Origin of the sequence: Candidatus Aeolococcus gillhamiae, assembly GCF_016464765.1 — a bacterium.
Taxonomy (GTDB): Bacteria; Chloroflexota; Dormibacteria; order Aeolococcales; family Aeolococcaceae; genus Aeolococcus; species Aeolococcus gillhamiae.
Genome location: NZ_JAEKNS010000146.1, coordinates 23716 through 49339 on the forward strand (window position 1 = coordinate 23716; position 25624 = coordinate 49339).

At 69.0% G+C, this 25624-nt stretch carries 21 protein-coding genes; 17 read left to right on the forward strand and 4 right to left on the reverse strand.

Translation table 11 applies throughout. From position 1 onward, the window contains the following. Window positions 1–193: 193 nt before the first annotated feature. The 3 genes from JF886_RS14790 to JF886_RS14800 all read right to left on the reverse strand — a co-directional run bounded on the left by JF886_RS14790 (window position 194) and on the right by JF886_RS14800 (window position 2080). Window positions 194–880 (reverse strand): glycerol-3-phosphate acyltransferase, encoded by a 687-nt coding sequence (locus JF886_RS14790; RefSeq protein WP_337313787.1) that lies wholly within the window; start codon window positions 878–880, stop codon window positions 194–196. Further along, complete coding sequence (locus JF886_RS14795) at window positions 877–1749, reverse strand: DegV family protein (protein WP_337313788.1); 873 nt, start codon at window positions 1747–1749, stop codon at window positions 877–879. The genes JF886_RS14790 and JF886_RS14795 overlap by 4 nt, the downstream gene beginning before the upstream one ends. Before the next feature lie 127 nt (window positions 1750–1876). Continuing rightward, the gene (locus tag JF886_RS14800; protein WP_337313791.1) at window positions 1877–2080 is read right to left on the reverse strand and encodes a hypothetical protein; all 204 of its coding nucleotides are present in this window, start codon (window positions 2078–2080) and stop codon (window positions 1877–1879) included. Between the two features lie 317 nt (window positions 2081–2397). Between JF886_RS14800 and rpsA the strand changes: the two genes are divergently transcribed. The 3 genes from rpsA to JF886_RS14815 all read left to right on the forward strand — a co-directional run bounded on the left by rpsA (window position 2398) and on the right by JF886_RS14815 (window position 7427). Next, complete coding sequence (gene rpsA, locus JF886_RS14805; protein WP_337313792.1) at window positions 2398–3792, forward strand: 30S ribosomal protein S1; 1395 nt, start codon at window positions 2398–2400, stop codon at window positions 3790–3792. A gap of 146 nt (window positions 3793–3938) precedes the next feature. After that, window positions 3939–6464, forward strand: coding sequence for an ATP-dependent Clp protease ATP-binding subunit (locus JF886_RS14810; protein WP_337313794.1), 2526 nt, complete (start codon window positions 3939–3941; stop codon window positions 6462–6464). A 42-nt stretch (window positions 6465–6506) separates the two neighbouring features. Continuing rightward, entirely contained in the window at window positions 6507–7427 is a 921-nt protein-coding gene (locus tag JF886_RS14815) for a lipid II:glycine glycyltransferase FemX (protein WP_337313796.1), read from the forward strand. Between the two features lie 36 nt (window positions 7428–7463). On the opposite strand, the gene msrA is transcribed toward JF886_RS14815, so the two are convergent. Next, window positions 7464–8123: a peptide-methionine (S)-S-oxide reductase MsrA gene (gene msrA, locus JF886_RS14820; RefSeq protein WP_337313798.1), complete on the reverse strand. Its 660-nt coding sequence runs from the start codon at window positions 8121–8123 to the stop codon at window positions 7464–7466. Between the two features lie 122 nt (window positions 8124–8245). On the opposite strand from msrA, the gene uvrA reads away from it, so the two are divergent. The 14 genes from uvrA (at window position 8246) to prfA (ending at window position 25606) form a co-directional block, all read left to right on the forward strand. Then, entirely contained in the window at window positions 8246–11167 is a 2922-nt protein-coding gene (gene uvrA / locus JF886_RS14825; RefSeq protein WP_337313800.1) for an excinuclease ABC subunit UvrA, read from the forward strand. A 161-nt stretch (window positions 11168–11328) separates the two neighbouring features. Beyond that, window positions 11329–11628: a hypothetical protein gene (locus JF886_RS14830; RefSeq protein WP_337313802.1), complete on the forward strand. Its 300-nt coding sequence runs from the start codon at window positions 11329–11331 to the stop codon at window positions 11626–11628. A 75-nt stretch (window positions 11629–11703) separates the two neighbouring features. Beyond that, window positions 11704–14700: a UPF0182 family protein gene (locus JF886_RS14835; RefSeq protein ID WP_337313804.1), complete on the forward strand. Its 2997-nt coding sequence runs from the start codon at window positions 11704–11706 to the stop codon at window positions 14698–14700. 54 nt (window positions 14701–14754) lie between these two features. Next, window positions 14755–15684: an MBL fold metallo-hydrolase gene (locus JF886_RS14840; protein ID WP_337313806.1), complete on the forward strand. Its 930-nt coding sequence runs from the start codon at window positions 14755–14757 to the stop codon at window positions 15682–15684. Beyond that, on the forward strand, window positions 15681–16739 hold the full coding sequence (locus JF886_RS14845; protein ID WP_337313808.1) for a S1C family serine protease: 1059 nt from the start codon (window positions 15681–15683) through the stop codon (window positions 16737–16739). The genes JF886_RS14840 and JF886_RS14845 overlap by 4 nt, the downstream gene beginning before the upstream one ends. 39 nt (window positions 16740–16778) lie before the next feature. After that, window positions 16779–17402 (forward strand): MBL fold metallo-hydrolase, encoded by a 624-nt coding sequence (locus tag JF886_RS14850; RefSeq protein WP_337313810.1) that lies wholly within the window; start codon window positions 16779–16781, stop codon window positions 17400–17402. Window positions 17403–17547: 145 nt separating this feature from the next. Next, window positions 17548–19218: a CTP synthase gene (gene pyrG, locus JF886_RS14855; protein ID WP_337313812.1), complete on the forward strand. Its 1671-nt coding sequence runs from the start codon at window positions 17548–17550 to the stop codon at window positions 19216–19218. Between the two features lie 9 nt (window positions 19219–19227). Beyond that, window positions 19228–20241, forward strand: coding sequence for a class II fructose-bisphosphatase family protein (locus tag JF886_RS14860; RefSeq protein WP_337313814.1), 1014 nt, complete (start codon window positions 19228–19230; stop codon window positions 20239–20241). A 136-nt stretch (window positions 20242–20377) separates the two neighbouring features. Next, entirely contained in the window at window positions 20378–20920 is a 543-nt protein-coding gene (gene abmR / locus JF886_RS14865) for an ATP-binding transcription factor AbmR (protein WP_337313816.1), read from the forward strand. A 1-nt stretch (window position 20921) separates the two neighbouring features. Next, complete coding sequence (locus JF886_RS14870) at window positions 20922–21893, forward strand: S1C family serine protease (protein WP_337313818.1); 972 nt, start codon at window positions 20922–20924, stop codon at window positions 21891–21893. A gap of 49 nt (window positions 21894–21942) precedes the next feature. Then, window positions 21943–23184, forward strand: coding sequence for a radical SAM family protein (locus JF886_RS14875; RefSeq protein ID WP_337313820.1), 1242 nt, complete (start codon window positions 21943–21945; stop codon window positions 23182–23184). Between the two features lie 70 nt (window positions 23185–23254). Further along, a complete protein-coding gene (rpmE, locus tag JF886_RS14880) occupies window positions 23255–23485 on the forward strand; it encodes a 50S ribosomal protein L31 (protein WP_337313822.1) in 231 nt (76 codons plus the stop codon). Window positions 23486–23549: 64 nt separating this feature from the next. Beyond that, a complete protein-coding gene (locus JF886_RS14885; protein ID WP_337313823.1) occupies window positions 23550–24509 on the forward strand; it encodes a DUF1385 domain-containing protein in 960 nt (319 codons plus the stop codon). An 11-nt stretch (window positions 24510–24520) separates the two neighbouring features. Then, window positions 24521–25606: a peptide chain release factor 1 gene (gene prfA / locus JF886_RS14890; RefSeq protein WP_337313825.1), complete on the forward strand. Its 1086-nt coding sequence runs from the start codon at window positions 24521–24523 to the stop codon at window positions 25604–25606. Window positions 25607–25624 lie beyond the last annotated feature (18 nt).

The following is a 25624-nucleotide window of genomic DNA, read 5'->3' on the forward strand; positions in this document are numbered from 1 at the left end:
GACCAGGCGCCAGTTGGCGTCCCCTGCATGGCCATGAGCGCCGACTCGAACGGACCGGCGTGCACGGACCTCGAGAAGTTCTCCACCGGTCCGCGTGTTCCAGTTGACGAACTTGCTTTGCTCGAGGTCGGTCAGCTGTAGACGCGCTCCATCGGCGTAGCCCGGAGCTTCCCGTTCTGGTACGGGGTGATGGTCAGACACCGTGATCGGCCGGCTCAGGCCCGTCTCGGGGTCCCACGAGGACCTGCCCGGGACGTTCGTCGAGGAAGAGCCGGCGCAGCAGGATCCTCCGTTCCGGCTCCGACGACGCGCGGCGCATGTCGGCGGACAGGCCCTCGAGGCGGCGCAGCACCACCATGAGGAGCAGCGCCGCGCACATCAGCGCCAGGCCGCGGCCCCCGATCCATGCCGCCGCCACCGGCAAGATGGAGAAGCCGGCTAGCACCCCCAGCGCGATGGCATGGGTGAGCGCGCCGGCCGCGAAACAGATGAGCAGCACCACCAGCAGCACGGGGTTGATCGCGGCTGCCGCCCCAGTCGCCACCGCGATGCAGCGCTGGCCGTTGAAGCGGAACCAGATCGGCCAGCCATTGCCGGCGACCGCGCAGATCGCCGCGATCTCGATGAAGGTGTTGTCGCCGCCCACAGCGCGGGCGATCACCACCGGGAGGACGCCCTGGGCGAACTGCAGCGGCCCCGACAGCACAGCCGCGCCTGCGCCGGCATTGCGGAACAGGTTGCTGGTCCCGGGGTTGCCCGAGCCGACGTCGCGGAGCTCGAGGTGTCGCCAGCGTCCCAGCAGCCACGCGACCGGCGCTGAGCCGATCAGGTAGGCGCTCACCAGCACCACCATGGCGACGGCGGTGACCGGGTGACTCATTGCGTGACCGCGGGTGGGTCCGTCGCATGCACGGGGAGGGCCGCGAAACCCACCGCCCCGGGGCCGGTGTAGACGCCGATCACCGGCGCCAGGGCCACCGTCTCATCGCTGGCGACGTCGCACACAGCCAGCAACCGTTCGCGCAACTCGACGGCGCGCTCGGCGGCGTCGGCGTGAAACAGCATCAGCCAATGCGGGCGCCCCGGCTCGAGGCGTTCGCGGGCAACCCGCTCCAGCGCGCGCAGCACCCCGGCGTCGGTGCGCGCCAGAGCGACGCGGCCGGTGCCGCCGCCGTGCATCTCGAAGACGGGGCGCACGTGGAGCGCGTCGGAGACCCCGGCCACCAGCGCCGGCACGCGTCCGCTGCGTGCGACGTACTCCAGCGTTTCGAGGGCCCCGTACATGCGCACCTCGTCGCATGCGCTGCGCACGCGGGCCAGCACGGCGTCACGGTCAGCGCCCGCAGCGCCGAGCGCGTCAGCGATCCGTGCCACGAGGCCGTACGCCACGGCCGCCGTGGGCGTCTCGACCACGTCCACGGTGGGGACGTCGCGACAGTCGCGGAACATGCCGGCCGCGACAGTGGCACTTGCGAACGTCCCGCTCCAGCGCGCCGGGATGGTGAGACAGACAATCGCCTCGACGCCGGTGAGCTGTTCGAAGGCGGCGAGGTATTCGCCCGGGCTCGGGGTGGACGTGGTGGCCTTCTCCCCGCGGCGCAGGCGCACGTAGACCTCACCGTCGGCGCTGTTGTCGATGCTCGCGCCGCCGATGTCGACGTGCATCGCGACGACGGCGCGTCCCCCGTCGATGCGCTGCTCGAGCGCTGCCCCGGTGTCGACGACGAGCCCGACGCGACGGCTGGTCACCAGGACAGCCCTGAGCGGGTCGCATGCATGGAGGACTCGATGCTAGCGAACGTATGCGATGAGTGGCGCCGCGCCGGCGGCACCGGTGCCGACCTCGCTCAGGCGATCGGTCGGCGCCGCCCGGCGACTAGGCCGCGGGGCGGACGCCGGGACTGAGGTCGAGGATGTCCGACCAGACCGCGTGGGTCTGGGCCGGCGCGGGTACCGGCCCGTCGAGCACCGCCTGGAGCGGGAGCTCGCAAGCGTGGCACACGATCCAGATTGGCCCGGGCTCGGAGATCTGTCGCTCGAGCCGATGGCGTTCGCCGCAGTCTTCACAGGTGATGGTCACTCGCATCGCTCCAGCAGGGTGGCATCGCGGGTGCTACGGACCACGCCCCCGCACGTCGCCACCCGGATACCGCCACGCAACGAATCGCCGACATCCTCTCCCCGGCTGCCCTGCTCGATCTCGGTCACGCCCGTCCGCTACACTTAGCGAGTTCGCACCCGGCACGGGCGCTTGCCCGTCTGAGCCATCAACGCGATCGTTCCGCGGCTCCGCCGCATCGTTTCCACCGGCATGGCTGAACCGCAGGTGACCCGGCGACCCGTCGGACGCCGTCGTGTCTCTACCGCGGTGCCGCTGGGAGATACCAAAGGAGAAGTTTGACCGCGACCCTGGTCCCAGACGAAGAGATCACCATGGAGCAGCTCCTCGCCGAGGAGGAGCATGTCATCCGCGCGCTCGCGCACGGCGACATCGTCGACGGCACCGTGGTACGGGTCGACCCTGACGAGGTGCTGGTGGACATCGGCGCCAAGTCCGAGGGGGTGATCTCCAACCGCGAGCTGAGCGCCCGCGGTGAGGCGCCCGTGGTGCTCAACCCTGGCGACCAGGTCAAGGTGTACGTCGTCCAGCCCGAGAACGAGGACGGCAACGTCGTCCTCTCGCTGCGCAAGGCGCGCGCCGAGGGCATCTGGCAGGCGGTCGCCCAAAAGGAGTCGGAGGGGGAGATCCTCGACGCCGAGGTTCGCGAGCAGAACAAGGGCGGCCTGATCGTCAACATCATGGGCCTGCGGGGGTTCCTGCCCAGCAGCCAGGTCGCGCGCCAGTTCAGCGGCAACCTCATGGAGCTGGTCGGCACCAAGATCCCGGTGAAGATCCTCGAGGTCAATCGCAAGCGCAACCGCCTGATCGTGTCGCAGCGTGCCGCGCAGGACGAGGATCGCGCCCGTCAGCGCGAGGAGCTGTTCGAGAAGCTGCAGATCGGCGACGTGGTCTCCGGCAAGGTCAGCGGGCTCACCTCCTACGGGGCGTTCGTCAACCTCGGCGGTGCGGACGGGCTCATCCACATCAGCGAGCTCTCCTGGGACCGCATCAACAACGTCAGCGACATGCTCAACGTCGGCGACGAGGTTCGCGTCAAGGTGATCAAGCTCGACCCCGAGCTGTCGCGCATCAGCCTCTCGCTCCGGCAGATGAGCGACGACCCGTGGGACACCATCGAGGACCGCTTCCCCGCCGGCAAGGCAGTCACCGGCGAGGTCACCAAGACCAAGAAGTACGGCGCCTTCCTGCAGATCGCGGACGGCGTCGAGGGATTGCTCCACATCAGCGAGCTTTCGTGGGACCACGTCGAGCGCACCGAGGACGTCCTCAAGGTGGGCGAGGTGGTCGAGGTCATGGTGCTCAGTGCGGACAAGGTCCGGCGCCGCATCAGCCTGTCGCTGCGCCAGCTCCACGGTGGCGGTCCCACCGAGGGCGCGGAGAACGGCGCCACGTACGAGCCGCCCGCCTACCGGATCCCCGACGACGAGGATGACGACGAGGACGACGGCGCCGCCGCCACCGCCACCGAGGCGATCGACGTGCCCGCGGCCGACGTCACCGACCCCGAGGGGACCGGTGCGGCCGACGTGGAGGTCGACGAGGCCGCCACCGAGGGCGCGCCCGCGGGCGTTGACAGCGCAGGGATCGCGCCGGCGATCGACGCCGACGAAGAGCCCGCCGCGCCCGAGACCGTCGATCCGGCAGCGTCGGAGCGCAAGAGCTCAGCGTAACCCCGCCGGACGATCTCGTGACCGCAATGAACGAGAACGCTTGAACTCGGAGTGGGCCGGGCATAATGGGGACGGATTCCCAGGTCGCCCGTCACTGACCCCCGCCACCATCGGGGGGGCCGGCCCGGGCCAACAGGCGGCAAGATTTGTACCCCTTCGAGCGGTTCACCGAGAGAGCCAAGAAAGTCCTCACCCTCGCGCAGGAGGAGGCTGAGCGCTCTCATCACTCGTACATCGGCACCGAGCATCTTCTGCTCGGGCTGCTGCGCGAAGGTGAGGGCCTGGCCGCCAAGGTCCTCAACAACCTGGGCGTCGAGATCAACAAGGTGCGCTCGACGATCGAGTCTGTGCTCGGACGCAACGAGCGGATCATCATCCAGCAGATCATCCCGACGTCGCGCGTCAAGAAGGTCATCGAGATCTCGTTCGAAGAGGCGCGCCGGATGGGCAACAACTACGTCGGCACCGAGCACCTGCTGCTCGGTCTGCTCATCGAAGGCGAGGGCATCGCCGCCCACGTCCTCGAGGACCTCGGCGCCAACCTCGAGAAGGTGCGCGGCGAGATCGACCGTCTCCTCCATGAGTCCGGTCTCGAAGAGGAGGCCAAGGAGGCGCAGAAGAAGCCGAGCAAGACACCGCTGCTCGACCAATTCTGCCGTGACCTCACCGAGCTGGCCCTGAAGAACGCGCTCGACCCGGTCATCGGCCGCGCCATGGAGATCGAGCGCGTCGTGCAGATCCTCAGCCGGCGCACCAAGAACAACCCAGCGCTCATCGGTGAGCCCGGCGTCGGCAAGACGGCGATCGCCGAGGGCCTCGCCCAGGCGATCATCCTCGGCAACATTCCCGAGTCGCTGATGGGCAAGCGCGTGCTCACCCTCGACATGGGCGCGCTGGTCGCGGGCACCAAGTACCGCGGCGAGTTCGAGGAGCGGCTCAAGAAGATCCTCGACGAGATCCGCCAGTCGCGCGAGGTGGTGCTGTTCATCGACGAGCTGCACACCCTGGTCGGTGCGGGTGCCGCCGAGGGCGCCATCGACGCGGCCAACATCCTCAAGCCGGCACTCGCGCGCGGCGAGATCCAGTGCATCGGCGCCACCACCCTCAACGAGTACCGCAAGTACATCGAGAAGGACGCCGCCCTCGAGCGACGCTTCCAGCCGGTGTTCGTCGACGAGCCGAGCCTGCAGGAGACCATCGAGATCCTGCACGGCATCCGCCCTCTGTACGACAAGCACCACCGCGTGGAGATCACCGACGAGGCGCTCAAGGCCGCCGCGGAGCTGAGCGTGCGCTACGTCACCGATCGGTCGTTGCCGGACAAGGCGATCGACCTCATCGACGAGGCGAGCGCGCGGGTGCGCATGAAGCTGACCACCACCCCCGACAACCTCCGTGAGATGCAGAAGGAGATTCGCGAGCTCCAGGCGCAGAAGGAGGAGGCGATCGCCGGCCAGGACTACGAGACCGCCGCGAGCTTCCGCGACAAGGAGAAGAAGCTCAAGGAGAAGTACGTCTCGCTCGAGATGCAGTGGCGCGACGAGCTCGGCGCAACCGTGCCCGAGGTCAACGAGGAGCACATCGCCGAGATCATCAGCTCCTGGACCGGGGTCCCCGTGTCACGGCTGGTGGAGGAGGAGACCTCGCGCCTGCTGCGCATGGAGGAGGAGATCCACAAGCGCCTCATCGGCCAGGACGACGCCGTCAAGGTGATCTCCCAGGCGGTGCGGCGCGCGCGCGCGGGCCTCAAGGACGCCAAGAGACCGATCGGCTCCTTCATGTTCCTCGGCCCCACCGGTGTCGGCAAGACCGAGCTGGCGCGTTCACTCGCGGCATTTCTGTTCGACAACGAGGACGCGATCATCCGCCTGGACATGAGCGAGTTCATGGAGCGGCACTCCACGGCTCGGCTGGTCGGTTCGCCTCCCGGCTACGTCGGCTACGACGACGGTGGGCAGCTCACCGAGGCGGTGCGCCGCCGTCCCTACAGCGTCGTTCTGTTCGACGAGATCGAGAAGGCGCATCCCGAGGTCTTCAACATGCTGTTGCAGATCCTCGAGGACGGGCGTCTCTCCGATGCCAAGGGCAAGGCGGTCAACTTCTCGAACTGCATCGTGATCATGACCAGCAACATCGGCATCTCCAACCTCAAGGCCAACATGTCGATGGGCTTCCAGCCGTCGGTACCCGACGAGCGGACCTCGTCGTCCGAGCATGGCAAGATGCGCGACCAGATCATGGAGGAGCTGAAGCGGGCGTTCCGTCCGGAGTTCCTCAACCGCGTCGACGCTGTGGTGGTTTTCCACCGCCTCGACCAGGCGCAGATGCGCAACATCGTCGACCTCATGCTCGCCAAGGTGGCGGTGCACCTCGCCGCCCAGGAGCTCAACTTCAACGTTACCGACCCCGCCAAGGACAAGATCGTCGAAGAGGGTTTCGACAAGGTCTACGGTGCGCGCCCGCTGCGTCGGGTCATCCAGCGCGTCATCGAGGACCCACTGTCAGAGGAGCTGCTGCGCCTCAAGCATGGCCCCGGTGACACGGTGATCGTCGACCTCACTGAGGGTGAGGTGAAGATGAACCTCGTGCCCAAGAGCAAGGAAAAGCGCGACCGCAAGGAGAAGCCGGAGAAGGCCGAGGCGGCCGCAGCCGGAACGCCACCGGCGGAGTAAAGCCTGACCACCGCGTGGATCCCCGAGGGGTGGGACGAGGGTGTGATCGCGTTGGGCGGACACTTCCTGCAGAGCAGCCGGTGGGCGCGCGTGCAGGAGCGGCTCGGCAACCGCGTGGTCGTCGGCGCCAGCCGCGACTGGTGCTGGCTCGGCGTCGTGCGCCAGGCTGGTCCGTTCCGCTACCTGTACCTGCCCTTTGGGCCGTCGCTGCGCTCCGCGGCCGCGCTTCCCGCCGCGCTTGATTCCGCGCGGGAACGGGCGCGCCGGCTGGGATGCGTGCTGGTGCGCTTCGAGCCGGGCACCGTCGATGCCATTGACGTCGCTGCGACGGGCGCACGACGGGTGAAGTCACGACAGTACGAGCACACCCTTGTGCTGCACATCGATGCCGACGAGGAGACGCTGCGCAAGGGGTTGAACAGCGGGCACAGGTCGCGGATCAACGCCGCGGACAAACGGGGGCTGCACGTGGTGCGCTCCAACGACCCGGCGCGCATGACCGACTTTGTCCGCCTGCTCCGCCAGGTCGAACGACGCAACGACTTCTTCTCGTACGAGGACCCCTACTTCGACGCCATCGCACACGAGTTGCTCGTCAGTGGTGATGCGTCGCTGTACTTCGCCACAGCCGGGAAGCGCGATGCTGCGGCGGCGCTGGTCTTCGATTTCGGACCGACGCGGTATTACGCGTTCGGGGCAACCGACACCGAGTCGCGAAAGCTGATGCCCGCCCCGCCGGTGGTGTGGCAGGCGATCGTCGACGCCCGGCGCGAGGGCCGCCGGCTCTTCGACTTCTGGGGAGCGGCGCCGCCCGACGCGCCGCCGGATCATCCCTGGAACGGGATCACCGACTTCAAGAAGGGATTCGGCGGGGACCGCCAGACCTACGCCGGCACGTGGGAGCTGACGGTGCGTCCCATCGCGGCGCGGCTGTTCGGCCTGGCCCGGGCGGCCAAGCGCTAGGGCGAGGGGGAGCAAGCTCCCCCTCGGTCACGGTGGCTATGTCCTGACGCCGGTCCCGATGGGGCAGCTGACCCCGGTTCCCTGCAGGCCGCAGTAGCCGTTGGGATTGGCGTCGAGGTACTGCTGGTGGTAGGGCTCGGCGAAGTAGAACGTCGGCGACTCGACGACCTCGGTGCTGATCTCCCCCTTGTGGGCGGCGCGCAGCCGCTCCTGGTACGTCGCGCGCGAGCGGTGCACGGCCTCCGCCTGGGCAGGCCCGCAGGTGCCGATCAGGCTGCGGTACTGGGTCCCCACGTCGTTGCCCTGGCGCATGCCCTGGGTGGGGTCGTGCTCCTCCCAGAAGACGCTGAGCAGCTTCTCGTAGCTCACCGTGGCGGGGTCGTACACGACCAGCACCACCTCGGCGTGGCCGGTCCGCGCCGAGCACACCTCCTCATAGGTGGGGTTCGGGGTGTAACCGCCGGCATAGCCCACCGCGGTGACCCAGACGCCCTCGAGCTCCCAGAAGAGCCGCTCCGCGCCCCAGAAGCAGCCCATCCCGAAGATGGCGGTCTCGAACCCGTCCGGGTAGGGGGGCGTCATCGCTCGGCCGCTAACGCGGTGCCTCCCGGTCACCGGCGTGGGCTCGCTCCGTCCCGGCAGCGCCTCGGCTGCCGATACGGGCTTGGTCTTGTGAGAGCTGAGAAAGCTGAACATCGACGACCTCCTGGGCACCATTGTGCCCTCCGCAATGAGGTTCCACACCCCGCCGCGTAGCCGGATGGGCGCCCCATCTGCCAGGGCGAAGGGAACGCATGTGCGGGTACGCTTAACGATCCATGCCCCACGACACCATCGACATCCGCGGAGCTCGCGAGCACAACCTCAAGGGCATCGACCTGAGCCTTCCCCGAGACCGGCTCATCGTCATCACCGGGCTCTCCGGCAGCGGCAAGTCCAGCCTCGCGTTCGACACCATCTACGCAGAGGGGCAGCGCCGCTACGTCGAGTCGTTGAGCGCTTACGCACGCCAGTTCCTCGGTCAGATGGAGAAACCGGACGTCGACCACATCGACGGCCTCAGCCCGGCGATCTCGATCGACCAGAAGGGGACGAGCAAGAACCCCAGGTCGACGGTGGGCACGGTCACCGAGATCTACGACTATCTCCGCCTCCTGTACGCGCGCATCGGCCATCCCCACTGCCCCAACTGCGGTCGCGAGATCAGCAAGCAGTCCATCGAGCAGATCACCGACCAGGTGCTGGCACTGCCCGAGGGCACCCGCCTCATGGTCACAGCACCGATGGTGCAGGGCCGCAAGGGCGAGCACCGCGAGGTGTTCGCCGAGGCCAAGCGCAGCGGCTTCGTCCGCGCTCGCGTGGACGGCGAGCCGCGCGACCTCAGCGAGCCGATCACGCTGGACAAGAAGTTCAAGCACGACATCGAGATCGTTGTCGACCGCGTCGTCGTCAACCCCGAGCTGCGCAGCCGTTTGCACGACTCGCTCGAGCAAGCCGCCAAGCTGAGCGACGGCCTGATCCTGCTCATCCCCGTCGATGAGGGCGCTCCGGTCGGAGAGATGCTCTTCTCGAAGGACTATGCGTGCGTGTACTGCGGCATCTCCATGGAGGAGCCGGCGCCGCGCAACTTCTCATTCAACAGTCCCCACGGCGCCTGCCCGGTGTGCACGGGATTGGGGATGCGCATGGAGGTGGACCCGGAGGCGGTCGTCCCCGACCCCTCGCTGAGCATCAACGAGGGCGCGCTCTCCGGGTGGACGCGCGGGCCATCGATGTCGTGGTTGATGGACGTGCTGGAGACGGTCGCGCGGAAATTCAAGATCTCGCTGAGCACGCCGTGGAAGAACCTCTCGACCAAGGAGCAGCGGCTGATCCTCTACGGGCTGCCCAAGGACGAGACGGTGCGCATCCGCTACGTCAGCCATAGCGGCTACTCGCGCAGCTACGACGCAGGGTTCGAAGGGGTCGTCAACAACCTCGAGCGACGCTATCGCGAGACCGAGTCGGACTGGGTCAAGCAGGAGATCGAGCGGCTGATGATGCAGAAGCCGTGCCCCGCGTGTCATGGCGGACGCCTCAAGCCCGAATACCTCGCGGTCACGGTGGACGGCATGAACATCATGGATCTCTGCCGCCACAGCGTCGTCGCCGCTCTCGGACGGATCGAGCGCCTGCACTTGAGCGAGCGCGAGATGCTGATCGCCCGCCAGGTGCTCAAGGAGATCCGCGAGCGGCTCGGCTTCCTCCACGACGTCGGGCTCGACTACCTGACGCTCGATCGCGGCGCGGCCACGCTCAGCGGGGGCGAGGCGCAGCGCATCCGCCTGGCAACCCAGATCGGCAGCCGGCTCATGGGGGTGCTCTACATCCTCGACGAGCCCTCGATCGGTCTGCACCAGCGCGACAACCACAAGCTCATCCGCACCCTGGAGCGTCTGCGCGACATCGGCAACACGCTGATCGTCGTCGAGCACGACGAGGACACCATCCGCGCCGCGGACTACGTCGTCGACGTGGGACCCGGGGCCGGTGAGCACGGTGGCTACGTGGTTGCGGCCGGCACCATCGACGAGGTTCTCGCCACCCCGGAGAGCATCACCGCGCAGTTCCTCAATGGGCAGAGGTCGGTCCCGGTGCCGCTGATCCGCCGGCGGGGCAACGGCAAGGAGCTGGTGGTGCGCAACGCCACCGAGAACAACCTCAAGGGGATCGACGTGGCGCTGCCGCTGGGCACGTTCATCTGCGTCACCGGGGTCAGCGGCAGCGGCAAGAGCACGCTGATCAACGACATCCTCTACCGGCGCCTCGCGCAATTCCTCTACCGGGCCAAGCAGCGCCCTGGCCGGCACGACAGCATCGAGGGGCTGAAACTGATCGACAAGGTCATCGACGTTGACCAGTCGCCGATCGGCCGGACCCCGCGCAGCAACCCGGCGACGTACGTCGGCATGTTCACCGACATCCGCGACCTCTTCGCCAAGCTCCCCGAGGCGCGTGTGCGCGGGTACAAGCCGGGGCGCTTCTCGTTCAACGTGGTCGGCGGCCGCTGTGAGGCGTGCGCGGGCGACGGGATGATCAAGATCGAGATGCACTTTCTGCCCGACATCTACGTGCCCTGCGAGGTGTGCAAGGGGAGGCGGTACAACCGGGAGGCCCTCCAGGTCCTGTTCCGCGAGAAGAGCATCGCCGACGTGCTCGCCATGACCGTCGACGAAGCCGCGACGCTGTTCGAGAACCAGCCTCGGATCGTGCGCAAGCTGCGCACCCTGCAGGACGTCGGCCTTGGCTACATCCGGCTCGGGCAGCCGGCCACGCAGCTCAGCGGCGGCGAGGCGCAGCGGGTCAAGCTGAGCACCGAGCTGAGCCGTCGCGGCACCGGCAGCACGGTGTACATCCTCGACGAGCCCACCACCGGGCTGCACTTTGCCGACGTCGAGAAGCTGTTGACGGTGCTGCACCGGCTGGTGGACGCCGGCAACACGGTGATCGTCATCGAGCACAATCTCGACGTCATCAAGACTGCTGACCATGTGATCGATCTTGGCCCCGCGGGCGGCGAGTCGGGAGGCGAGGTGATCGCGGTCGGCACACCGGAGGAGATCGCCGTGGCTCCGGCGAGCGCCACCGGGGAATACCTGCGCCCGCTGCTACGCAAGCGGGTTCCGGCGGTGAGCGCAGTCACCGCCAATGGGCTGTCGTCGGGCAAAGGGCGGCGCAAACCAACAACAGCAGCCGTCTAGCTGGGGCGCACTTCCAGTCGCACGATTTGCCCCTCAGCGCAGGCGAATTCATTTCGCCGGAGCTGAGACCGCTGGCTGGGGGGTGTCCGAGGGGGGAACGCAGTTCCCCCTTCGCCGTCTCAGTTCCCCCATCGCCGCCCCATGCGGTACCGTGCAACAAAATGGTGCAACTCGACAACGGTGGAGAGGAGCGGCGTGTTCGGCTGCGCCGCCTCGACGACTGCCTGACCATCCTCGAGCAGGCACATGAGCTCGACCTCACCCTGGTCACCGCCGGGATGGCCGAGGCGCTCTCCGAGCGTGTGCCCACGATTCGTGAGGGGATGGTGATCGCGGACGCCATCGAGGAGGTGCTCCGCCAGCAGGAGCCGTACATGATCCAGGTGCGTCCCGAGGTCACCCGCCGCGTCCGGCGGCGTCGCGACCCGTTCGATGTGAGGCTGCTGCTGCAGCGTCGCTGAACGGGACGCGCGCGGCGCTGTGTTCGGAGCCGGACAGCGGTCCGGCGGCCGGCTCGGGCTACACTCCGCAGCCACGTGAGCGCATTCGGCTTCGATCCCGAGGAGATCCTCCGCCGTCGCCGCGGTCCACGCGTGGTGCGGACCGGCGGAGGACCACCGACCCGCCGCCGCGGCCGGCGCATCGTGGGCATCCTCGTCGTGGCCATCATCGCGGTGGTGGCGCTGGGGCGCTGGCTCCTCGGTCTGCGCGCCAGCTACCTCTACTACGCGAGCCTGAACCACACCAACGTCTTCTGGACGCCGTTCCTCGCTCAGGTCGTGCTGTTTGTGATCGGCGCGGCCATCACCGGCGGTGGTGTGGGGCTCAGCATCTATGGCTGGGTGCGCGCCGCGCGCAACCTCGACAGATACGGTGGCCGAATCGCCTTCTGGGCGGGCATCGCCGTCGCCGTGATCGCCGCGATCGCGGGCGGCGGCTTCCTCGCCAGTCACTGGCAGGACGTCCTGCTGTGGCTGCACGGCCAGTCGTTCGGGGCCCAGGACGCGGTCTTCCACGAGGACTACTCGTTCTTCGTCTTCACGCTGCCGGTGCTGGACGCGATCCAGGCGCTGCTCTGGGCGGTCGCCCTGGTCGGTCTCCTCGGGGCTGTCGGGCTGGCCGCCTTCGCGTTCTCAGTGGCCAACGCGCCGACGGAGGTGACCCTGCCCGTCAAGCCACCCGAGGGGCGAACCTTCGAGGACGGCTTCCGCGTCGCCGTCATCCACGCCGGAATCTGCCTGGCCGGGGTCTTCGTGCTGGCTGCGCTCGGAGCACATTTCGGCGTCTACCACCTGGCCACCTCGCAACACGACAACTTCGTCGGCCTTGACGCCACCCAGCGCAACGTCACACGCCCCGTGCTCGGCGTGCTCCAGTGGGTGGCGCTGGCGCTCGCCGTGCTCACCGCCGCGCTGGTGGTGGTGCGCCGCAACCGGGGCACCGGTTCCACGGGGGCGGTCTTTGCGGGCACGCTGGTCGGCTGGCTCATCCTCGCCGGCGTCATCCAGGGCGTCCCCGGCCTCATCTATCAGAGCGCGTCGGTGAACCCCAACGCGCAGGTCGCGCAGACGCCGTCGATCAACGACTACCTGGCCACCAGCCGCTACGCCTGGGCGCTCCAACCGTCCAACGTTGACGTGCGCTCTTTCGGGACTGTCGCCGCGCCCACGCTCAACGACCTCGCGGCCGACCCGGGGACCTTGCGCAACGTCCGCATCCAGGACACAAGCCAGCTGCCCGACACGTTCGCGCAGATCGATCGCAGCCGCAGCTACCAGACCTACCCGACCATCACGGTGGACCGCTACCCGTCGGCACCCACCGTGGGCACCGGCGACACGGAGGTGATGCTCGGTCCCCGGGAGATCGCCGAGACCGACATCCCCAACAAGTCGTTCATCAACAGCGCACTGAACTACACCCACGGATACGGGATCACAGCCGTTTCGGTCAACGCCGTCGCCGCCGAGGGCAAGCCGCAGGTGCTGGTCGGCCAGCAGCCACTCAAGCAGGTCTCGCCCGACGCCCCTCCCGGGCTCACCTTCAACGGCTCCACGGGCGATCCGCGCATCTACTGCGGGCTCAAGACGACGCAACCGGTGGTCACCGGAACGCAGCAGAGCGAGTTCGACTACCCGTCCGGCGGCGGCGACGCCACCTTCCACGCCGGCACCGAGATGCAGGGCATCCCGGTGAGCAACGTGCTCGACAAGCTGGCTGTCTCCGTGGATTCGTTCGGCAGCCTCGACCTGTTCCTCAACAACTCGCTCACCGACGCCAGCCGTGTCCTGGTGCACCGTGAGATCACCGACCGCATCACCAGCATCGCGCCCTTCCTGCACGTCGACGGCGACCCCTACGTCGTTGCCGACGCCAGCACCGGTCACCTCGACTACGTGGCCGACGCGTACGTGCAGACCGATCGCTTCCCGGAATCCGCCGTGCAGAACAGCGTGTCGTACATGCGCAACGCCGTAAAGGCGGTGGTCGACTCGCGCACCTGCGCCGTCAAGCTGTACGCGGTCGATCCCAACGAGCCCATCACCGCCGCCTGGAACGGCATCTACCCCGGCCTGCTGCAGCCGCTCGACAGCATGTCCGCCTCTCTGCGCAGTCACCTGCGCTACCCGGAGGACCTCTTCACTGCGCAGGCCCAGGTCTACGCCAATGTGCACGTCAGCAACGCATCGGTCTTCTTCAACGGCAGTGACCGCTACCGCATCGCTCAGCAGCAGATCTCGGGCCAGCAGCAGGACACGCAGCCGTACTACGTGGAGATGACCCTTCCCCACGACAACCAGCCGAGCTTCGTGCTCTTCCAGGCCTTCTCACCGGCCAGCTCGAGCGGGGGAGGCGCCAACAACATGACCGCCTGGCTCGCCGCCCAGTCCGACTACACGTCGACCAATCATCCGAAGTTGGTCGCGGTGCCGCTCAACAACTCCTCCAACGTGCTCGGTCCTCTGCAGTTCGACAACAACATCAACACCGACCCGGTCATCAGCCCGGAGATCAGCCTGCTCAGCCAGCACGGCTCGTCGGTCATCCTCGGCAACGTCATCGTGCTGCCTTTCAACAACGACTCCTTCCTCTACCTGCGGCCGCTGTACGTGCTCGCGTCGGGGAGCGCGGGCGGGACGGCGTTCCCGCAGCTGCACGAAGTCATCGTTGGAACCCAGAACAGCGTGGCCCAAGGGCCGTCCTTCGTCCAGGCGCTCCAGGCGCTCTTCAACACCACCCAAGCCATCCCCGGTCTAGGGAGCGCTCCAACCACGCCGACGACGACGACGCCGCCGGGCACCACGACCACGCCGCCGTCCACCACCACCTTCACGGCACAGCAGCTGGCCCTGCTCAACGACCTGCTCACTCATGAGCAGAACGCCCAGGCAGCGCTCCAGAAGGGCGACTTCACCACCTTCGGCAAGGAGGAGGACGCGATCAAATCGGACACCGCCCAGCTCACCGCACTCCTGAAGAATTCGCCGTCAGCCTCGGCGTCGCCGCGGCCGACGCCGAGCGCGACTCCCTGAGCGAAGTCGCGCGGCGCTGCCCGGACCGCGGGCGGGTTGTATAGGCTCAAGGGCGTGGAGTTGATCGCGCCGGGCATTCACCAGATCGACACGCTTCTCGGCGGCATGGATCGCATGACGGCGGGGTTCCTCCTCGACGGCTCGCAGCCGGCGCTGGTCGAGACCGGCTCGCAGAGCAGCGTGGGAGCGGTCCGGGACGCGCTGACCGACGCCGGGCTCGGTCCCGACGACCTGCGCTGGATCATCGTCACTCATATCCACCTCGACCACGCCGGCGGTGTCGGGGACATGGCGGCGGCGTTCCCCAACGCCACCGTGGTGGTCCACGAACGCGGCGCCCGCCACCTCCTCGACCCCAGCCGGCTGATCGACAGCGCGGCGCGGGTTTACGGCCCGCTGCTCGACGGGCTCTACGGGCGCATGCTGCCGGTCGCCCAGGACCGCCTGATCGCGGCCGCCGACGGGCACCGCGTCGACCTCGGCGACGGCCACCACCTCACCATGGTCGATTCCCCCGGGCACGCCAAGCACCACCACGCCGTCCTCGACGAGGCCACCGGGACCCTCCTGGTCGGCGACGCCGTGGGCGTCAAGCTGCCCGATTTCGGGGTGCTTCGGCCGGCGACGCCGCCGCCGGAGTTCGACCTCGAGCAGGCCACCACCAGCCTGCGTCGCTTCGCGGAACTGCGGCCGGAACGGGTCGTGCTCACCCACTACGGTCCCGTCGACGAGCCGCTGGAAACGCTCGCCGAGGCGGAGGAGATGCTCCACCAGTGGGTGGAGGTGGCCGACCGCACCATGCGCGAGAGCGAGGAGGCGGGCATCGACGACGTCGCCGCCGCCCTCGCTGAGGCGTTTGCCAGCGCGCCTCCCGACCTCGCCGCCGACGTGCGCGAGAAGTTCGAGGTGCTCAACGGCGTGCACAGCAACGCCGCGGGCATCGTCCGGTATCTGAAGAATCGCCAGCCCGCCGTCGCGGAGTGAATGCAGGCAGCGCTCGCGCCTCGGGAACCCGGCTGCTCGCGGCCGTCGTGCTGAGCGCGTGCGTCGGGGTCATCGGGGGCGGGCTCGGCGCCTGGGGCGTGTACAGCCGCTTCGGCCCGGTCGAACGGGTGATCACCCAGACCAAGGCGGGGGGTGGGGCGGTGTCGGTGGGTGACATCGCCACCGCGGTGCTGCCGTCGCTGGTGACCGTCAGCACCCAGCCCGTCACAGCCGGCAGCCTCGCGAGCGGATCGGCGACCGGTCTCACCGAGGGCTTCGCGGTCACCAGCGACGGCCTCGTCGTCACCTCCGCGCACGCCGTGCGCGGCGCCACCCGGCTGCGCGTGGCCACCGCCGACGGCAAGGGCTACGACGCCACCGTGGCGGCGAGCGACCTCGCCGACGGCATCGTGGTGCTGCGCGCCGCCGGCGCGTCAGGGCTGACCCCCTTGCATTTCGCCGGCCAGGACCCGCGCATCGGCGACCTCGCTGTGGCCGTGTTCCGACCGGCGCTGGGCACGCTCACCACCCGCAGCGGGGTTGTTGCCGCCATTGGCGTCAACGCAAGCGACGGCGTGGTCGACCTCGGGGACCTGCTCGCCTTGGACGCCACCGCAGCCCCGCAGGCGGACGGTGCGCCGCTGGTGGACGGCACCGGTGCGGTGATCGGCGTGGTGACCACGGTGCCGTCCGCTGCCGGCGTGGTCGCCGCATCGGGAAAGGATGCGGCGGCGCTGGTCAGCGGTGTCCAGCGCGGCTCGACGACCGCCACCGGCTCCTTCGGCGTGACCAGCGTGCTGGTGGACCCGGCGCTGGCCGGCGCGACTGCAGTGCCGCAGGGTGCGCTGATCCAGTCGGTCAGCCCCACCGGCGCGGCCGCGGGCCTGCTGCAGCCCGGCGACGTGGTGACGGCCGCGAACGGCAGCAGCGTCGTCACCGCAGGTGCCTTCCAACCCAGCGACTTCAGCCTGGCCATCGGCGATAAGGCGATCCTCGAGGTCACCGCCCCGGGCGGCGCCGTGCGCAGTGTCACCCTCACCGTGAGTGCCAGCTGAGCGGGGACGCAGTTACCCCTTCGCGTACCATGCCGCGAGATGGAGATCACCTATCTCGGCATGTCCTGCGTGCGCCTGCGCGGTCGCGACACCCAGGTCATCGTCGATCCGCCTGATGGTCAGCTCCCCGGGCTGGGCAAGGCGGGCCTCGACCTGGTCGTGCGCACCGAGGGGCGCACCGATACAGACAAGCTGCGCGCGCATGACGGAGGAAGCCAGGAGATCGCCGGGCCCGGCGAGTTCGAGGTGCGCGGTGTGACGGTCCGAGGTGTCGACGCCGGCGACGGTCGCACCGTCATGCGGGTCGAGATCGATGACGTCCGGGTGCTGAGCGTGGGCCGCCTCGATCGCCAGCTCACCGAAGAGGAGATCGACGCGCTGGGCCACATCGACGTCCTGGTGACACCGGTCGGAGGCGGCGACGCTCTCGGCGCGGTGGCGGCGGCCAAGCTTGTCAACGCCGTCTCGCCGGCAATCGTGGTGCCGGTGCGTTATCGCTCACCGAGCTCGGCGGGTAGCGGCGACTACGAACCCGTCGAAACCTTCGCCAAGGAGATGGGCCTCGCCGAGGACAGCTACCAGGCACAACCCAAGCTCAACCTCAACGGCGCAATGACGGGCTCCGATGACTCGCGCGTGGTGATTCTCGAGCCCCGCGTGTAGACCCTCAGCGCAGGCAACTTCACGTCGCCGGAGCTGCGGACCGCTGAGCGGGGGGCGCCCGAGGGGGAGCGCAGTTCCCCTTGGCCATCGAACGCAAGTTCCCCCTTCGCATGTAGACTGTCGAAAACCTCTAGGGAGGCTCCCCATGGCCAAGTTCGTGTTTGTCACCGGGGGAGTGGTTTCCTCTCTGGGGAAGGGAATCACCGCCGCATCGATCGGCACGATCCTCAAAGCTCGCGGCTTGCACGTGGGCATGCAGAAGCTCGATCCCTACCTCAACGTGGATCCCGGGACCATGTCGCCGTACCAGCACGGCGAGGTCTTCGTGACCGACGACGGTGCCGAGACGGATCTCGACCTCGGCCACTACGAGCGCTTCGTGGACGTGGCGCTGAGCAAGGCGAGCAACGTCACCACCGGCAAGATCTACTCCAGCGTGATCGCCAAGGAGCGCCGCGGCGACTACCTCGGCGGTACCGTCCAGGTGATCCCGCACATCACCAACGAGATCAAGCAACGCATCCTGCGCGTGGCCGAGAACGAACTGCCCGAGCCGGACGTGGTCATCGTCGAGGTGGGCGGCACCGTCGGTGACATCGAGTCGCTGCCCTTCCTCGAGGCCATCCGCCAACTCAAGAACGACGTCGGCCGCAACAACGTCTGCTACGTGCACCTCACCCTGGTTCCCTACGTGGGCGCCAGCGAGGAGTTCAAGAGCAAGCCGACCCAGCACAGCGTCAACACGCTGCGCAGCATCGGCATCCAGCCCGACGTCATCGTGGCGCGCAGCGAGCAGCCCATCGGCGAGAACCTCAAGGACAAGATCGCGCTCTTCGGTGACGTCGAGCGCCGCGCCGTCATCAACGTGCCCGACGCCCGGTCCATCTACGAAGTGCCCCTGCTGCTCGAGGACACGGGGCTCGGCGATTACATCGTCGAGATGCTCGGCATCGAGTCAGAGCCGCCTGAGCTTACCGGCTGGCGCGACATGGTGGCGCGGATCTCGGCGACCAAACCGGCGGTGCGCATCGCCGTGGTCGGAAAGTACGTGGAGATGCCGGACGCCTACATCAGCGTCACCGAGTCGCTTCGCCACGCCGCCGTCCACTGCGGGGTCGAGCTCACCATCCAGTGGGTCAACTCCGAGCAGCTGGACGAGGACGCCGCCGAGCTGGTGGGCGTCGACGGCATCGTTGTTCCCGGCGGTTTCGGCCACCGCGGCATCGAGGGCAAGATCCTCGCCTCGCGGTACGCGCGGCAGCACCTGGTGCCCTACCTCGGGCTCTGCCTCGGTATGCAGTGCGCCGTGGTCGACATCAGCCGTGAGGTTCTGGACGCTCCTGATGCCAACTCGACGGAGTTCAACGCCTTCTCCTCAGTGCCCGTCATCGACCTCCTCCCCGAGCAGCGCGACATCGAGAACAAGGGCGGCACGATGCGCCTCGGCGTCTACCCATGCAAGCTGCTGGCGGGCAGCAGGGCGGCCACCGCCTACGGTGAGGCGCTGATCTACGAGCGCCATCGGCACCGCTTCGAGTTCAACAACCACTATCGCGAGCGTCTTGCTGAGGCGGGCGTCGTCTTTAGCGGCACCTCCCCGAACGGCAGGCTGGTGGAGATCATCGAGCTCCGCGACCATCCCTTCTTCGTCGGCTCGCAGTTCCATCCGGAGTTCCGATCGCGGCCCAACCGCCCCCACCCGCTGTTCCGCGAGTTCATGCACGCCGCCGGTGTGCAGGCGAAAGCCATCGGGAATGAGTCGGGCGCCCGGTTGCAGGTGCGCGGCGTCGTCGAGGGGCGGACCACCACGCTTTAATCAGCGGCGATGGCCGAGACCGTCGTCCCTGACCTGACCGCTCCTCCCGCTCGTGTGGGCCGGGACCGCCACCGCGGCCTCGAGTTGCTGCGCGCGACGGAGGCGGCCGCGCTGTCGGTCGGTCGCTGGCTCGGCCGCGGCGACAAGTCGGGCACTCGCGACGCCGGCCAGCTGGTGATGGAGGAGGCCCTGGTCGGCATGCCCTTCGACGGCCGGGTGGTGATCGGCCCGGAGGGTGGCAACAGCAATCTCGCCCCCGGCCGGCGCATCGGTGTCGGCCGCGATCGTGTCGACCTGGCCATCATCCCCGTCGACGGTCTGAGCCTCGTGTCGCGCGGGCTCAGCCAGGCCCTGAGCATCGCCGCCGCCGCCGAGCCCGGTGGCATCCTCTCACCGCCTCCCGTGGCCTACATGCACAAGATCGCCGTAGGCCCGGCCGCCCGCGGGGCGGTCGACATCGCGGACACCCCGGAGAACAACCTCCGCCGCATTGCCTTCGCCATGGACGTGCAGGTGCAGGACCTCACCGTGATCATGCTCGACCGTCCTCGCCACCAGACGCTCCTCGAGCGCGTTCGCTCGCTGGGGATCCGCGTCGCGCTCATCTCCGACGGCGACGTGGGCGCCGCCATGATGGCCGCCTGGCCGGGCAGCGGCATCGACGTGATGATCGGTTCGGGCGGGACCCAGGAAGCCATCGTCGCCGCCTGCGCGATGCGCTGCCTGGGCGGCGAGCTCCATTGCCGGCCCTGGGTGCGCCACGAGGACGAGGCGGTGGCGGTGCGTGCCGCCGGGCTCGACCCCGAGCAGACGATCACCATGGAGCAGCTCGTCCCCGGGCGCCAGGTAAGCATCGCGGTCACCGGCATCAGCGGAGGAGGGATGCTGCGCGGAGTCCAGTACCACAACTGGTGGGCAGAGACCCACAGCCTGGTGATGCGCGCTCAGAGCGGAACGGTTCGCGAGATCCGCACCAAGCACCACGTGGCGCTGCCCCCAGAGGGAGCCCGCCGCGTGAGGTAAGTAACGAAGGGGGAACTGCATTCCCCCTCGGGCACCCCCCAACTGAGCGGTGTCAGCTCCGGCGACGTGAAGTCGCCGGCGCTGACGGGTTGCACGGGATTTGCTTGAGACAGGCATTCTGTGTAATCATGTAATTATGAAAGCACAGCGAGAGGCGCAGGCCTCCTTCAGCGACGACGAACTGTCCGGCTGGTTCGCGGGACGCATCCCCGACGACCTCTACTCCGGAGCCGCGACCATCACCGGTGACCGCGACGAGATCCTCATCGTGGGAACCATCCCAGAGCCCGAACTGGCGGCCGACGCCAATGACGCGGCGCGCGGCGCGGCCCGCTCCGCTCGCATCTCGCGGTTCCGCGAAGAGACGCGTGAGCGCCGCATCGCGGTGGCCTCCGAGGCCGAACGACTCTTCGGTCGCAAGGTGTCGTGGGGAGCACGCTGCGGGGAGGTCGAGGAGCACTTCACCACCCTGGGTGTCCCTGTCATGACCCGCCTCCGCCTCGGCGACCGGGCGGTCCTCGACACCCTCATCGACGCCGGCGTGGCGCGCAGCCGCAGCGAGGCGCTGGCGTGGTGCGTGCGACTGGTGAGCCGCCACCAGGACGACTGGATCAAGAGCCTACGCGAGGCTCTGACCGCGGTCGAGAAGGTGCGCAGCGAGGGGCCGACCCCCGCCTGAGATGAGCTCGGAGATCCCCACCGGGCCGACCCATGAGTCGCCGATGGACGCCTATTCGCGGGTGGTCAGCGGCGTCGCCGCCGCGCTGGCTCCGTCTGTGGTCAGCCTGCTCGTCGAGCGGCGCACCCGGAGCGGTCGTGGTCGGGCGGGGAGTGGCTCCGCGTGGGTGCTCACGCCCGACGGATACCTGGTGACGTCGGCGCATGTCGTCCACGGCGGGGTGGGTGGCGCGGCGCACACCGCCGACGGTCGCCAGCTCCCCTTCGACGTCGTCGGCGAGGACGCCCTGTCCGACATTGCGGTGGTGCGCGCCGCCGGTGGCGACCTGACGGCGGCCAGCGTCGGCGACGCCGACCGCCTGCAAGTCGGCGAGCTGGTCGTGGCCATCGGCAACCCCCACGGCCTGGCCGGCTCGGTGACCGCCGGCGTGGTCAGCGCCCTGGGGCGATCGCTGCCGACCCGGTCGGAGGGACATCTGCGCCTTGTCGAGAACGTCATCCAGACCGACGCGGCGCTCAACCCGGGCAACTCCGGTGGAGCCCTCGCCGACAGCCGTGGCCGCGTCGTCGGCATCAACACCGCGCTCGCCGGCTACGGCCTCGGCCTCGCAGTGCCGGTCAACGCCACCACGCTGGCGATCATCGCCGCGCTGATGCAGCAGGGCCGGGTGCGTCGCGCGTTCCTGGGGGTGGCCGGGCGGGCGCAGCCGCTGTCTCCGCGCCTGGCCGCCCAGCTGGGCCGGGCGCGGGGCCTGCGCGTGGTGGAGGTGGTGCCCGGCAGTGCCGCCGACGGCGCGGGGCTGCGACCCGGCGACGTCATCATCGAGCTCGACGGCCACGCCGTGCAGACCGCCGGTGACGTGCAGCGTCTGATGATGGCCGAGGTGGTGGATCGCTTCGCCCTGCTCCGGGTGGTCCGGGACGGCGAGGTGCGCACGGTCACGGCCATCCCCGCGGAGCTGCGCGCCGCCTGACGACGGGGTCCGGTCGGACCGGAAATGAGGCGCACGCATAATCCCTGGGATGCGTGTCATCGCCGGGCGGCCCGACGGCTCCATCGAGATCCTCGACGGCTACCGCGCGGCCGCACGCAATGGCCGCGAGTTGGTGGCGCTGGAGATCGACGACCTGCTCCCGCTGCCTGAGGAGGCGACGCTCACCCACCTGCCCGGTCGCCGCCCCGTCGCCATCGACAGCGACGGCGCGGCGGTGGGGGTGGCCGGGGAGTGGCTGGCTGTTGCCGCCGTTCTGCCGGTGGGACACCTGCGCACGCTGTTGCCGGCGACGCTCCGTGAGCCGGCTGCACGCCGCCTGCCGCTCTACGGCTACACCGCGGTCGTGGAGCACGACGGTGAGCTGCTCTGCGCGGCGATGCGCACCGACAGCTTCGCGTGGTGGCAGCCGGCGAGGTACGGGCGCGTCGATCTGCCCGCCGCCGTGCAGGCAGCCCGGGCGGCGCTCCCCGGCAACCGCCTCGTCGACCACCTCGCCCGCTGCGCCCTGGAAAATCGCTGCTACACCGCGCAGAACACCTTCCACCGCCGCTACGAGGGCGCCTTGCCGGCCTCGCCGGCGTGCAACGCCGACTGCCTCGGCTGCATCTCGCTGCAGAGCGACGGAGAGGTGCCCGCACCACAGGACCGGATGCGCTTCGCTCCCACTGCCGACGAGCTGACGGCTCTCGCCGACTGGCACCTTCGTGGCGACGACGCCGCGATCGTCTCCTTCGGCCAGGGCTGCGAGGGCGAGGCGCTCACCCGCGACGACGCGCTCGTGGAGGCCACCCGGCGCATCCGGGAGATGCACCCGAGCGCGACCATCCACGTCAACACCAACGGCAGCAAGCCGCACGTGCTCGAGCGGCTCATCGACGCCGGGCTCAACAGCGTGCGGATCAGCGCGATCTCGTTCAACGACGCCGTGTTCCGCCCGTACTACCGGCCCATCGGCTACGACCTTGACGACGTCATCGCCTGCGGGCGGCTGATGCACGAGCGCGGCGGCCAGGTGTGTCTCAACATGCTCACCTTCCCCGGGGTGACCGACGTGGACCAAGAGGTCGACGCGACGGCGCGCGCGTGCGAGTCGATGGGGGTCGACCAGGTGCAGTGGCGGTCGCTCAACGTCGACCACGACTGGCTGCTCGACGTCCTGCCCGCGCTGCCACCCGGCGCCGGCATCCGTGCCGCCCACCAGCGCATGCGCGAGCTCCTCCCCGGGGTCGAGCACGGCAACTTCACCCGCCCGGTCGGTGCGCTCGTCTGACCCTCGGGGTTCGAATTCAGGCCCCATGGTATGCTGGACTCCGTTCCCACCCCGCTGTTTCCGAGTGCCCATGAAGACCGAGATCCATCCGCAGTATCACCTCGACGCCGTCGTCACCTGCCTGTGTGGCAACACCTTCACGACCGGCTCGACGCTGCCTGAGCTGAAGACCGAGGTGTGCTCCGTCTGCCATCCCTTCTTCACCGGCACGCAGCGCATCATCGACACCGGCGGCCAGGTGGAGCGCTTCCGCCGCCGCGCCGCCGCCAAGACCGGCAAGCAGACCGCCGACGCCGGCTGACCGGCGGCCCGGTCGAGTCACGTCCGTGTCGTCGCCGAGTCAGCGCGCGCGTACAGTGACCGTGATGCGCCGTCCCCGGATCCGCGACATCGTGCTCACCGCCGCTCTCAGCGCGGCCACCGCGCCGCCGCAGATGTTCTTCTACGGTGGCCAGGCGGTGATCGAGGGCGTGCTCATGCGCGGTCGCCACCACTATGCAGTCGCCGCCCGCCGCCCCGACGGCAGCATCACCGTCACCTCGGAGATGCTCAACTCTCGGGTCAACACCAACCCGGTGTGGGCGAAGCCGTTCCTGCGCGGGGTTGCGGGCCTCTACGAGATGCTCGCGCTGGGCATGCGCGCGTTGCAGTGGTCGGCGAACGTGCAGCTCGGTGAGGAGGCCCAGCTCAGCGCCAACACGCTGCGCGGCACGGTGGCTGTGTCGATGGTCTTCGCGCTGGGACTGTTCATCGGTCTCCCCTTGCTCCTGGCCGGCGTCCTGCATCGCGGCTCGCAGAGAAGCGTGGTCGGAGTGCTCATCGAGGGCGCGTTCCGCGCCCTCATCCTCCTTGGCTACCTCGCTCTCATCGGGCGGCTGCGCAGCGTTCGCCGCCTCTTCGAGTACCACGGCGCGGAGCACAAGGCGATCAACTGCCTCGAGTCCGGCGCGGTCGTTGACGTCGCCCACGTGCGTCCATCCAGCCGCCTCCATCCGCGCTGCGGCACCGGCTTCCTTGTGGTGGTGGCGCTGGTGAGCGTCATCGTGTTCGCGCCGCTCGGCGTGCTGCCGATCCCGGTGCGCATCGCCCTGCAGATCGCCCTGGTCCCAGTGGTGGCCGGCATCTCCTACGAGTCCATTCGCGGCCTGGCCCGGATCCGTCACACCACCTTCGGCCGCGTCGCGCTGGTCCCCGTGCTCGCCACCCAGCGGCTGTCCACGCGTGAGCCCGACGACCGTCAGATTGAGGTGGCCATCACCGCCCTGGCGGCGGCGCGCGCCGGCGAGGACTCCGTCAGCGAACTGCACGACGCCACAGCCACCTAACCTTCCCGGCCATGGCAGCCATCGACGATCGCTTGCGCGCGCTCGAAGAACGCTTCGACGAGATCGGGACCCTGCTCGCCCAGCCCGACGTCTACGGTGACGTCGACCGCGTGCAGCACCTCTCCCAGGAGCAGGCACGGCTGCGCGAGGTGGTCGAGACCGGGCGCGCCTGGCGCAGCGCCCACCAGGCCGCGACCGAGGCCGAGGAGTTGCAGCACAACGAGAGCGACCCCGAGATCGTCGCCATGGCAGCGGAGGAGGAGGCGACCCAGCAGCGTCTCGAGGAGGAGGCACATCAGCGGCTGCGCAGCCTGCTCGTCCCCACCGACCCCAACGACGAACGCGACGTCGTCGTGGAGATCCGCGCCGGCACCGGCGGCGACGAGGCGGCTATCTTCGCCGCCGACCTCTTCCGGATGTACAGCCGCTACGCAGAGCGGCAGCGCTGGAACGTCGAGGTGCTGGAGGCGAGCGAGTCCGGGACGCACGGCTTCAAGGAGGTGATCTTCGAGGTGCACGGTCGCGGCGCCTACTCGAAGCTGAAGTTCGAGTCCGGCGTGCACCGCGTCCAACGCGTCCCGGAGACGGAGTCGCAGGGCCGCATCCACACGTCGGCGGCGTCCGTGGTCGTGCTTCCCGAGGCCGACGAGGTCGAGGTGACCATCGCCGAGAACGAGCTGAAGATCGACGTCTACCGCAGCACCGGACCGGGCGGGCAGAGCGTCAACACCACCGATTCGGCGGTGCGCATCACCCACCTGCCCACCGGCCTGGTCGTGACCTGCCAGGACGAGAAGTCCCAGATCAAGAATCGCGCCAAGGCGCTGCGCGTGCTCCGGGCCCGGCTCTACGACATCGCCCAGGCCGAGCGCGATGCCGAGCTGCGGGCGACCCGCAGGTCCGCCGTGGGCAGCGGCGACCGCAGCGAGAAGATCCGCACGTACAACTATCCGCAGTCGCGGATCACCGATCATCGCATCCACCTCGACGTGTTCCAGCTCCCCAAGGTCATGGACGGTGAGCTCGACCTCCTCATCGAGCCGTTGGCCCAGGAGGATCAGGCCCGCCGGCTGCTCGAGGACGACGGCGATGACTGAGCGCCCACGCCGCGGAGC

Excerpts from the sequence above, each read along its gene's own strand:
- JF886_RS14790 (WP_337313787.1), bottom strand. The coding sequence starts at position 880 with ATGAGTCACCCGGTCACCGCCGTCGCCATGGTGGTGCTGGTGAGCGCC.
- msrA (WP_337313798.1), bottom strand. The coding sequence starts at position 8,123 with ATGTTCAGCTTTCTCAGCTCTCACAAGACCAAGCCCGTATCGGCAGCC.
- uvrA (WP_337313800.1), top strand. The coding sequence starts at position 8,246 with ATGCCCCACGACACCATCGACATCCGCGGAGCTCGCGAGCACAACCTC.
- JF886_RS14830 (WP_337313802.1), top strand. The coding sequence starts at position 11,329 with ATGGTGCAACTCGACAACGGTGGAGAGGAGCGGCGTGTTCGGCTGCGC.
- JF886_RS14850 (WP_337313810.1), top strand. The coding sequence starts at position 16,779 with ATGGAGATCACCTATCTCGGCATGTCCTGCGTGCGCCTGCGCGGTCGC.
- pyrG (WP_337313812.1), top strand. The coding sequence starts at position 17,548 with ATGGCCAAGTTCGTGTTTGTCACCGGGGGAGTGGTTTCCTCTCTGGGG.
- JF886_RS14860 (WP_337313814.1), top strand. The coding sequence starts at position 19,228 with ATGGCCGAGACCGTCGTCCCTGACCTGACCGCTCCTCCCGCTCGTGTG.
- abmR (WP_337313816.1), top strand. The coding sequence starts at position 20,378 with ATGAAAGCACAGCGAGAGGCGCAGGCCTCCTTCAGCGACGACGAACTG.
- JF886_RS14870 (WP_337313818.1), top strand. The coding sequence starts at position 20,922 with ATGAGCTCGGAGATCCCCACCGGGCCGACCCATGAGTCGCCGATGGAC.
- JF886_RS14875 (WP_337313820.1), top strand. The coding sequence starts at position 21,943 with ATGCGTGTCATCGCCGGGCGGCCCGACGGCTCCATCGAGATCCTCGAC.
- rpmE (WP_337313822.1), top strand. The coding sequence starts at position 23,255 with ATGAAGACCGAGATCCATCCGCAGTATCACCTCGACGCCGTCGTCACC.
- JF886_RS14885 (WP_337313823.1), top strand. The coding sequence starts at position 23,550 with ATGCGCCGTCCCCGGATCCGCGACATCGTGCTCACCGCCGCTCTCAGC.
- prfA (WP_337313825.1), top strand. The coding sequence starts at position 24,521 with ATGGCAGCCATCGACGATCGCTTGCGCGCGCTCGAAGAACGCTTCGAC.